We start from the raw sequence: 10,344 nt of genomic DNA on the forward strand, positions 1-10,344 counted from the left end.
TTCGCCAATGTTATCGGTCGGTAACTATCCAAAAAGCACTGTTTCAGTGACCTTAAAACTGTTTAACTTTTCGGTTCTAGAGCAGTAGACTAGCGGGAGCATATACTGGTAGGTCTTGAACACTTGCCGATAACGTAGTCATTTAAGACTTAAGCTGGTCAGAATGGCTTGTTAGATTTCTCTTTCAAGCCTCATGCCTTTAGGCTGAGGTTCCTGACCGTTAATATCTCCTAGGGCTTTGAGTAATCGGTCTATTCACTGATTGACCATGAGTGCTAGTTGAGTAGGGCTTATCTTTGGGACAATGGGTCTTGAAAAAACCATATTCGCCCATTCTATCATTCCCTCTCTTATCGGAGCTATTGACTCCTTAGCTAGCAGATTTATGTTGACCATTGAAAAGAGTCCGTTGTTATAACCCAACGTCCTCCTTCTTTAATTTAGAACAAAAGTACTATATTGTCAGCAGGGAGGAGCAAGCCCTGACTGTAGAGACGCGCCATGGCGCGTCTGGAACACCTCATCTTAGATAGCCGATTCAGCTTTGGGCAGTTACTACCCCTTGCTCTTGTTCAATGAACTCTTGCACATAAGTGCGATATCTTCTCAGATTTGCATCGACCCAATCTCGGTCATCGCTGTTGGCAAAGACATGGACTAGGGGTTCTCCAGCATCCGGCAAAATCAACACCCAACTGTCTGTGTACCGATCTATTATTTTAACCCCATCGATGAGTTCTAAGTCCTCATTGGCATGGGTTTCGACTAAGTGGCGCATTAATGCCCCTTTCACCGTCCAAGGACAGCGCATGGTATAAGTTTTATGACAAACTCGAGGCAATTCACTGCGAACCTGACCCAGCGAGCGCTCTTGAATCGTCAACATCTCAATTAACTTGGCGATGCAGAACATCGCATCAAAACCGGGATGGAGTTGAGGAAAAATAAAGCCCATTTCCTCAGAACCGCCCAATACCACATTAGGATTGGTTTGAGACGCTTCCATCAACGCCGCCGGATTGGCTTTGGTGCGAATCACTCGACCATCATGACGACGGGCGATTTGTTCCACAGCACCGGAGGTATGAACCGGAACTACCACAGCAGAGCGAGGATGAGCCGTCAGCATCAAGCTAACCATCAGCGCAGTCAAAGTTTCCCCCCGCACGGGCATTCCGGATTCATCCACCAAGATAAGTTGTTCACCATTAGCGGACACCTGCACGCCAAAATTGGCTTTTAGGGCTTCCACCACTTGACCGAGTTGGGTGAGCAATCCTTCTCGTTCATCGGCGGACATAGACATTTGATTTAAGCTGGCATTCAAGACAACCGCATCACAGCCAAATTTCGCCAACAAGACAGGAAGAACCGCCCCAGACACCGCATAAGCATAATCAATTACTAATTTCGCGCCACTATTGTGAATCGCTTGCACATTTAAATGTCGCTCAAAGCCAACGCTATAGAGATCGAGTAACTGGCTGGGGTAGTTGACATTGCCAATTTCCGGAATCGGGGATCGGCGCAAGTCCTCTTTGAAGTAAGCCCCTTCAATTTTCTTCTCTTTGGCTTTGGATATATTGATTCCGTGGGAATCAAAAATCTCAATCAGAATATAGTCGGGGCGATCAGGGTGTACCCGGACGTGAATCCCACCGATAACGGCTAGGGTAGGTACCACCAGACGAGCAATGGGGATGGCTGTGGCTTCCAAGTTCTGGACGTGAACCCCCACAGACATCAAGCCAGCAATTAGCGATCGCGATACCATGCGAGAGATACTCCGCTGGTCACGAGAGACGGTGACTTGAGAGCCAGGTTTTAAGCTCGATCCGTAAGCCGCACCCAGCTTGACGGCAAACTCTGGCGTAATATCAACATTAGCTAAGCCTTGAACGCCTCGCTGACCAAAAAGATTCCGCTGCGCTGTATTTCCCCAAATCAGGTTCATGTTTAAAATGGCACCTGATTCAATTTTCTTACTGGGCCAAACCCTTACGCTGGGGCTAATTTGTGCTTCTTCTCCCACCGTGGAGAGAGAACCGACAACCGCACCTTCTAAGACATGGGCGCGACGATCCACCCTTGTTCCTCGGGCAATGACACAAGCCCGCAGATGGACTTCATCGCCAATAATCGAACCATTCCATAGAATTGGACGCTTCAGGTCAGCGTAAGCACCAACGGTAACATTATCTCCAATTATTGTTCCTGCCTCAATATTTACCCCTGGACCAATGCGACAATTACTGCCAATCAGGGCTGGGGTTTCTATTTTAGCCGTTGCGTCAATGGAGGTATTTTGTCCCACCCATAGTCCTGGTTTTTGTTGTTCGTAGGCAAAGTCAATCTCTACTTTTTGATGCAAGGCGTCGTACTGGGATTCGCGGTAAGCATCTAGGTGTCCCACATCACACCAGTATCCATCCGCGACAAAGCCATACATCGGTTCCCCTTTTTCTAGGAGTAGGGGAAACAGGTCTTTAGAAAAGTCAGATTCTGTGTTTTCAGGCAGGTAATCTAAGACAGAGGGTTCTAAGATGTAAGTGCCGGTGTTTACTGTATCTGAGAAAATCTCACTGGTTGAGGGTTTTTCTAAGAAGCGGCGAATCCGCATTTTCTCATCGGTAATCACCACACCAAATTCCACGGGATTGGGGACGCGGTACAGGACAATCGTGGCTTTAGAGTGACGGCTTTTGTGGAATTCAATGGCAGCTTTTAAATCAAAGTCCGTGATACTGTCACCACTGATGACAATGAATGTATCATCAAGTAATTCGGCAATATTTTTCACGCAACCGGCAGTACCGAGGGGTTGGTCTTCTTCCACCGCATAAGTCATTTGCACGCCAAAGTCACTGCCATCTTGGAAATAATCCCGCATCACATCGGGGAGGTAGTACAGTGTAGCAATGACTTCTGTGATGTTATGTCGTTTGAGTAGGTTGATAATGTGTTCGGCGATCGGTCGATTGAGTATCGGTACCATGGGTTTGGGAAGATCACAGGTTAGCGGTCTCAGACGTGTTCCCGAACCGCCTGCCATCAGCACTGCTCGCATAAGTCCTCCTAAAAATTTTTGCGCTTTACGGTGTTTGAACCGTAGATGTCCCTACCTATTGTCTCTTTCTACAGTTTCTGATAAGAAAAAGTGAACTAGCAAGATTCTCCAAAGGGTAATGCTACAACTGAACTACATAGATAGACTAGAACTGAGTTTATGCTACTTTGACTTTGATCCGGGATCAATTCTACCAACGACTGAAACCTTGCCGCCCAAAGGCTGAAAGTTTGATACTTCAATTGATTCAATGATTTGTATTCCTCCAAAGGGAACCTGAGACGTTTTGGGGGGAGTTGGTCTAAAATGGGTGAATAAGCAGGCTCGCTTTTGTTCGGCTGAGGCTTTAGGGTCAGTGTAAAACAGTCCCTGATTGGGTTTCTAGGGGGTTAATTGAATGGGAAAAGTATTAGTTCTTCTCGTGTTGGGGATTTATGGCTACGGCGTTTGGAAGTTATGGACGGGGTTCAATCGGACGAACTTCTCCCGTAGCTTGCCTAACCGGATGTATTTGTCTCTGTTGTGGCCCGTTTTGATTGTGGCAAATAAGTCTTATCGGAAAAACTTTACCAAAGCGCTGAAAGGTCGGTAGGTTTTGCCAGAGAGTCAAAGGCGTCTGTGGCTGATTGGTGGGACAAGTGAGAGTGTGCAGTTAGCGGAGGCGATCGCGTCTGTAGGTTTTCCTTGTCTGGTTACAGTGACAACAGTTGACGCCAAGTCACTTTATCCTCAAACGCCCAGCTTGCAGGTACAAGTGGGGCGCTTGGATGGGAAGCAAATTGAGCAGCTTTGGCAACAGCAGCATATTACAGCCATAGTCGATGCATCTCATCCTTATGCGGTGGAAATTTCCCGAAACGCGATCGCGACAGCACAATGTTACCAAATTCCCTACCTGCGCTTTGAACGTCCTATTGTTAAAGGAGATGAGGAGATAGGTTGTAGAGACTTAGCATGCTACGTCTCTACAGTCAAGGCGGGTTTTGAACCAAGGTTATCATCAACAGCGAGACAAAATTCCCTAAACCCACCCCTACAGACGAATAATGAACCGTCTGTGATTACCTTAGACAGCTTTGAAACGTTGGTGGCGGGTGACTATTTAAATCAACAACGGGTACTGTTGACAGTAGGTTATAAAGTTTTATCCTTATTTCAAGACTGGCAAGGGCGATCAACTCTATTTGCCCGGATTCTTCCAGGGGTTACGTCTTTAGAGGCGGCTATAGCAGCAGGATTTAGTCGCGATCGCATTATAGCTCTACGCCCCCCCATACCCTTTGAATTAGAAATAGCACTCTGGCGTCACTGGGATATTTCACTGGTAGTCACTAAGGCGTCTGGGATAGCTGGAGGAGAGGTGACGAAGCGACAAGTGGCGGCGCAGTTAGAAATTCCATTAATTGTCATTGATCGTCCGGTGGTAGAGTATCCACAGCAAACCAGTGATATCACTGTAGCGTTAGAGTTTTGCCAGAGATATTTAACAACCTGATTATTATGTCCCAGGGTTCTGTTAATTTCCAATCCTTATGTAAAAAATTTGAATTCAGATTTTATAAACCTATCGTAGGGGCGGGTTTAGGGACTCAATTTACTGTATTACCCATAACGTAACAATAAAACCCGCCCTTTATCAATGGATAATTAATAATTGATAATTGATAATTGATTAATTGGCTCTAAGACCTCTTCGTTTACGAAGAAATTAAAAAAGATTTTCCTTAATTTCAATCCTCTTCTTTTAAGGAGAGGTCATTATCCATTGTTCATTATCCATTGTCAATTTGTGAATTAATTGCGCTTTTGAACCTAACCTGTCCAATGGTTCTATCTATTTTAAACATTCCCCGCCTGTATGTCGGTGGGTTGTGGTGGATATTCTATTGAAAGGTTATTGCATCCGTTAAAATTTTAAAGGCTAAAGCCCCTACTACGAACCCAACCTATTCCACAATTTTAGGTGGGTTCACGCCACTACAAGATTGAGTAACTTTTCCAAGACAATTTAGAATGGCTATACTAAATACCTATCTACATGAAGTCTTCTATGCGTTTATCCATGATTAAAACCCTCGGTATAACCACAAGCTTAACCAATATTGCCCTAGTTATCCTGATGTGTCTGTGCAATTCCGTACAAGCTGCCAAGGATCAAGATGTGGAAAAGCTATTAGATGAAGGAGAATGTCCAACTTGTAATCTGCAGGAGGTACGTTTGAGGAGGCGGAATCTCAGAGGATTTAACCTTGAAGGCGCGAACCTAGTCGAAGCCGATTTAAGAGAAGCTGATTTACAAGAAGCCCGACTTTCAGGGGCAAATTTAGAGGATGCGGATCTCAGAAATGCTAAACTCGCTAATGCTAATTTATTTCGTGCCAAACTCCTTAAAGTTGATCTACAAGAAGCAAATTTAGAAAATGCTAATCTCCAAAATGCTAATTTACAGTTTGCCGATTTGCGTAAAGCCAACCTGATGAATGCTTCATTACAGAATGCCAATCTGACTCGTGCCAATTTACAGGAAACGGATTTGAGATATGCTAAATTAGCCAATGCGTCTCTAGAAGGTGCTAATCTCAGTGACGCTAATTTAGAGGGAACTTCTTTAAGAGGGGTAAACCTCAAAGGCGCTAACTTAGAGAATACCAAATTGTTTCGCACCGATTTAAGAGGAACCCAATTTAATAGTCAAACTATCCTAGATGACAAATGGTTATTCGTTTGGGAGTTAGTTAATCAAGGAATAGCCGGACAAGCCTTAGCGGGGGCGGATTTGTCCGGTGCGAATTTAGAAGGGTTGAATCTAGAAAATGCGAATTTAGAAAATTCCAATTTATCCGAAGCATATTTATTTATCATTAATTTACGGGGTGCTAATCTTCAAGGCACTCAGTTAACTAATACTGAATTGCGCTATGCTGACCTGAGCAATGCCAATTTAACGAATGCCAACTTAAGAAATGCCGAACTGGGAAATGTTAATTTAGCCGGAGCCAATCTAGAAAATGCTAACCTGAGAACTGCCAAAATTAATGAAGAGACTACCCTTGACCCCAAATGGCGGCTAGTTTGGGAAATTGTCAATCAAGGGGCTGAGGAACGTCAATTGCGGGGGGCTAACTTATTTAATGCTGATTTAAGCGGAGCAAATTTCCGCAATGTGAATCTAAGCGGTGCTAGCCTGTATAATTCTGACCTTCGAGACACGAATTTTGCCGAAGCAACCTTGTTTCAAGCCGATTTAAGTAACGCTAATTTAGCGGGGGCAAATTTGGAGAAGGCGAATCTACAAGAGGCGAACCTGAGAGGCGCTAATCTAGAGGGGGCAAATCTTAGCCAAGCTAACCTCTGTGATGCGATTATGCCCGATGGGACACAACAATCGTGTGAATAGAACAGGGAACAGCAAACAGTACATTTAGACTGGGGCGAGTCGAGACAGGTTAATTCCGAGAGTTTCATATTTAAGCAGCGACTCGCCCCTACAACCCAGATAATCTCAATTTACCAATAGGTGAAAAGCAGACACCATAAATCTTACAGCCTTGTGCCTTTTGCCTTTTATATTAAAATGTATTAAGTAATGTAAAGCCATAATCATGACCAGCGTTTTTACCGGAAAAACCCATCGCGTCGTTGTCATTGGTGCAGGAATTGGGGGTCTAACGGCTGGTGCACTCCTTGCCCGTCGGGGTTACTCGGTGTTAATCCTCGACCAAGGGTTTGTTCCTGGCGGATGTGCCTCCACATTTAAGCGTCGCGGCTTTACTTTTGATGTGGGGGCGACGCAAGTGGCAGGTTTAGAACCCGGTGGTATTCATCAGCGAATTTTTGAAGAGTTAGAGATTGATTTACCCGCCGCGACTCCCTGTGACCCCGGTTGTGCCGTATTTCTCCCTGGCGAAACCGAACCGATTAACGTGTGGCGCGACCCAGAAAAATGGGCAAAGGAACGGAAACGCCAATTTCCGAGGAGTGAACCCTTCTGGCAACTGATGAGTAATCTATTCAATGCTAGTTGGAGATTTCAATCCCGTGATCCCGTATTACCCCCACGAAATCTCTGGGATTTGTGGCAATTAACCTCGGCGGTGCGTCCAGATACGTTGATTACGCTACCGTTTACGTTTATGACGGTGGGAGATGCATTGCGGGGCTATCGACTCTATGACAATCAGCGTTTGAGAACCTTTCTGGATTTACAGCTAAAGCTTTATTCCCAAGTTAATGCCGATGACACCGCTTTACTCTATGCTGCAACTGCCCTCGGCGTTTCCCAAGCCCCCCAAGGACTGTTTCACCTGAAAGGGAGTATGCAGGTGTTGAGCGATCGCCTAGTTGCCGCGTTGGAGAAATGGGGTGGTAAACTGCTGATGCGCCATACTGTGGAACAGATTCAGGTTTGTGAGGGCAAGGTTATGGGCGTAACGGTGAGAAATCAGAAAACGGGGCAAGTTTGGACAGAATCCGCCGATGAAGTGGTGGCAAATGTCACCGCACAAAACTTGGTCAAGTTACTGGGAAACCAAGCGCCCAAGGGTTATCAGTATCGCGTCGATAAATTACCAAAAGCATCGGGTGCCTTTGTCATTTATCTGGGTGTTGACCAAAGGTCTATTCCTGTAGGTTGTCCGCCTCACCTGCAATTTCTCTACGATTACGACGGTGAGATTGGCGAAAATAACTCCCTATTTGTCTCGGTGAGTAAACCTAGTGATGGTCGCGCCCCAGACGGCAAAGCCACGATTATTGCCTCCTCGTTCACCGATACTCGGATGTGGTGGCAAGGTTCTAAGCAGGATTATGACCACTTAAAACAAAACTATACCCAAGATGCGATCGCACGGCTAGGTCAGTACTTTGACTTAACCCCTGAAACCATTATCCACCAAGAAACCGCAACACCCCGAACCTTTGCTTATTACACTGGACGCCATCAAGGAATCGTCGGCGGGATTGGTCAGCGAGTTCCGACATTCGGTCCGTTTGGCTTTGCCACTCGCACCCCCATCAATCACTTATGGTTAGTGGGAGATTCTACCCATCCCGGTGAAGGCACGGCTGGAGTTAGCTACTCAGCGCTTACGGCTGTGCGGCAAATTCAAGGTTGATGGGTCATTCGTTTATGTCATTCGTCATTCGTCATTAGACAGGGAATTCAAGAGCCGCTTCTGGTTCTATGTCATTGGGGAACAGAGAATATCCTCCCTTGCCCTTGTGCCTCCTGATCCCTAAATTCGGAAAGATTCTTTAGCTGGTTTCAGGTACTCTAAAGAAAGAGTTTAACAGAATTGGGGTTTTTTCTTTGTTGGCTGCGTATAACTATTGGTATTATTTGGTTGGGTTGTAGGTCTTGTATATACATAGTTGTTTGGATTAGGGAAAACTGCCGTGGATGGGGGGAATCAGCAACGAATCTTAGGTTATTTCATCGAAGAGGCGAAAGAACACCTAGACACTCTCGAACAAGGGTTATTGAATGTGCAGCAGACTGCTCAAGACCCAGAGATGGTCAATGAGATGTTTCGTGCGGCTCATTCGGTCAAAGGGGGGGCGGCGATGCTTGGCTTTAGCAGTCTGCAAAAAGTTGCCCACCGCTTAGAGGATTGTTTGAAGATTCTCAAAGAACATCCAGTGAAGCTTGATCGTCATGTTGAAAGTTTATTCTTACAAGGCTACGACACTCTCAAAGACCTGATCGAACAACTCCAAGGACCCTTTGGTCTGCGGGATGATGAAGCCGATAAAATGGTGCAAGCCGCCGAACCGACGTTCAAGGAATTGCAGGCGTACCTGGAACGGTTAGTTGGTGGTGGTGAACCAAAAACTGCCGCCCCAGCACAACCAGCAAGGGGTGGAGCCAAAGCGGCGGGTCAAGCACCTGAGAACTTTTGTGCTCAGGTGACAGGTATCCTCAAGCAAATGTTGCAGCTATTCAAACAATCAGAAACACCCGCCAATCGTCAAAAGCTGCAAGAGCATTGCCATAAGCTAGCGAAACTCGCCCAAACGGTTGAACCGTGGCAACTTTTGGTGAAAAATGCTTCTGATGCGATCGCAAATTCGCAAAATTCGTTCCACTCTCTAGCACCTATCATTATTAAAGAACTTAAGCAAGCTAGCGATCAAGTCCAACAAGGAAAAGAGAATGCTCTAAAGGCAAGTCCGGCGTTACAGAAATTGGCGAGAGCTACCCCCAACCAAGGCGGTGCTAAACAGATTACGATTACTGTAGAACCCAAAGAGGCGGCTCGCGCGATCGTCAAAGCCTTTGATAAACGCCAACTTACTCAACTGACTAAATTACTTGTCCAAGCAACTCGCGCCCCTTCGTGACAAGATCCCCCCTAAATCTAAATAAAGATTATAGTGGGGATCTTGTCGCCGGATTAAGATAAAAAAGCTGTACCTCCCCACCCTATAGAGGAATGGGGAACTAAATCAAGATTAGTTGATAGATGGGGGCAGAGGGACTTGAACCCTCACGACCTTTTACGGTCAACGGATTTTCATTCTCACTGTAGCTTTCGCTACTGCCTTAATCAGCACTTGAGAATTGGACTCTCCCTTTACCCTCGGCTTTACGTTAGGGTAGCTCCCGTCGAGTCTCTGCACCTTCCGATAAGTTTTGAATTTTGCCCCTTCGCTTCGCTCTAGGACATTGTGGGTGAATTATGAGTTAGTTGGTTTTAACTCATAATTGAACACGCAACAATCAAAACTCTCTTATCGGCTTGGCTCAGGATTGCCCTATCTGTTTCCAGACGTAGGTTTCCCTGAGTTTGAGAGCATCCACTTGACAGATTTCTCCATCAAGGCTCAATTTACTTAAGTCCGTAGCGTCTACCATTCCGCCACGCCCCCATGTCGGGTTGTGCTTCGGTATTAAAGTTTACCTCAAAACCTCCGCACTTGTCTATTGGAACATTAAATGGGGCAGATTGGCAACTAGAAAATTTGAGGAACCCGGACAAGGTAAGATAGTAGGGGCGACAAAGGAGGTTTAGGGTAGCCTGACAGGGAACCATTCACCTCTTGATTATGCGATCGCCTATATTTGAGAGACCTGTTGCCGCTATAAGACAGACCATCGTCAGGAACCTCAGCCTAAAGGCATGAGGCTTGAAAGAGAAATCTAACAAGCCATTCTGACCAGCTTAAGTCTTAACTGACTACGTTATCGGCAAGTGTTCAAGAGATGGTGCGTAGATACGTAGCTAGTCTACTGCTCTAGAACCGAAAAGTTAAACAGTTTTAAGGTCACTGAAACAGTG

Annotated in this window: 6 protein-coding genes; 5 read left to right on the forward strand and 1 reads right to left on the reverse strand. The window is 45.8% G+C overall.

Annotation, left to right across the window (positions count from 1 at the left end; all coding sequences use genetic code 11):
* Window positions 1-538 precede the first annotated feature (538 nt).
* Window positions 539-3,067 (reverse strand): sugar phosphate nucleotidyltransferase, encoded by a 2,529-nt coding sequence (locus tag RIM23_RS06750; RefSeq protein WP_446365581.1) that lies wholly within the window; start codon window positions 3,065-3,067, stop codon window positions 539-541.
* A gap of 397 nt (window positions 3,068-3,464) precedes the next feature.
* On the opposite strand from RIM23_RS06750, the gene RIM23_RS06755 reads away from it, so the two are divergent.
* The 5 genes from RIM23_RS06755 to RIM23_RS06775 all read left to right on the forward strand — a co-directional run bounded on the left by RIM23_RS06755 (window position 3,465) and on the right by RIM23_RS06775 (window position 9,406).
* Window positions 3,465-3,659, forward strand: a complete 195-nt coding sequence (locus RIM23_RS06755; RefSeq protein ID WP_446365583.1) for a hypothetical protein — start codon at window positions 3,465-3,467, stop codon at window positions 3,657-3,659.
* 3 nt (window positions 3,660-3,662) lie between these two features.
* Window positions 3,663-4,562, forward strand: a complete 900-nt coding sequence (locus tag RIM23_RS06760) for a precorrin-6A/cobalt-precorrin-6A reductase (protein WP_446365585.1) — start codon at window positions 3,663-3,665, stop codon at window positions 4,560-4,562.
* 567 nt (window positions 4,563-5,129) lie between these two features.
* On the forward strand, window positions 5,130-6,464 hold the full coding sequence (locus tag RIM23_RS06765; RefSeq protein ID WP_446365587.1) for a pentapeptide repeat-containing protein: 1,335 nt from the start codon (window positions 5,130-5,132) through the stop codon (window positions 6,462-6,464).
* A gap of 205 nt (window positions 6,465-6,669) precedes the next feature.
* Entirely contained in the window at window positions 6,670-8,181 is a 1,512-nt protein-coding gene (crtD, locus tag RIM23_RS06770) for a C-3',4' desaturase CrtD (protein WP_446365589.1), read from the forward strand.
* 280 nt (window positions 8,182-8,461) lie between these two features.
* Window positions 8,462-9,406 (forward strand): Hpt domain-containing protein, encoded by a 945-nt coding sequence (locus RIM23_RS06775; RefSeq protein ID WP_446365591.1) that lies wholly within the window; start codon window positions 8,462-8,464, stop codon window positions 9,404-9,406.
* Window positions 9,407-10,344: the final 938 nt, after the last annotated feature.

Source organism: Coleofasciculus sp. G3-WIS-01 (genome assembly GCF_040223135.1).
Classification (GTDB): Bacteria; Cyanobacteriota; Cyanobacteriia; order Cyanobacteriales; family Coleofasciculaceae; genus Coleofasciculus.

Coding starts and splice junctions, on each gene's coding strand:
- RIM23_RS06750 (WP_446365581.1), bottom strand. CDS start 3,067: ATGCGAGCAGTGCTGATGGCAGGCGGTTCGGGAACACGTCTGAGACCG.
- RIM23_RS06755 (WP_446365583.1), top strand. CDS start 3,465: ATGGGAAAAGTATTAGTTCTTCTCGTGTTGGGGATTTATGGCTACGGC.
- RIM23_RS06765 (WP_446365587.1), top strand. CDS start 5,130: ATGATTAAAACCCTCGGTATAACCACAAGCTTAACCAATATTGCCCTA.
- crtD (WP_446365589.1), top strand. CDS start 6,670: ATGACCAGCGTTTTTACCGGAAAAACCCATCGCGTCGTTGTCATTGGT.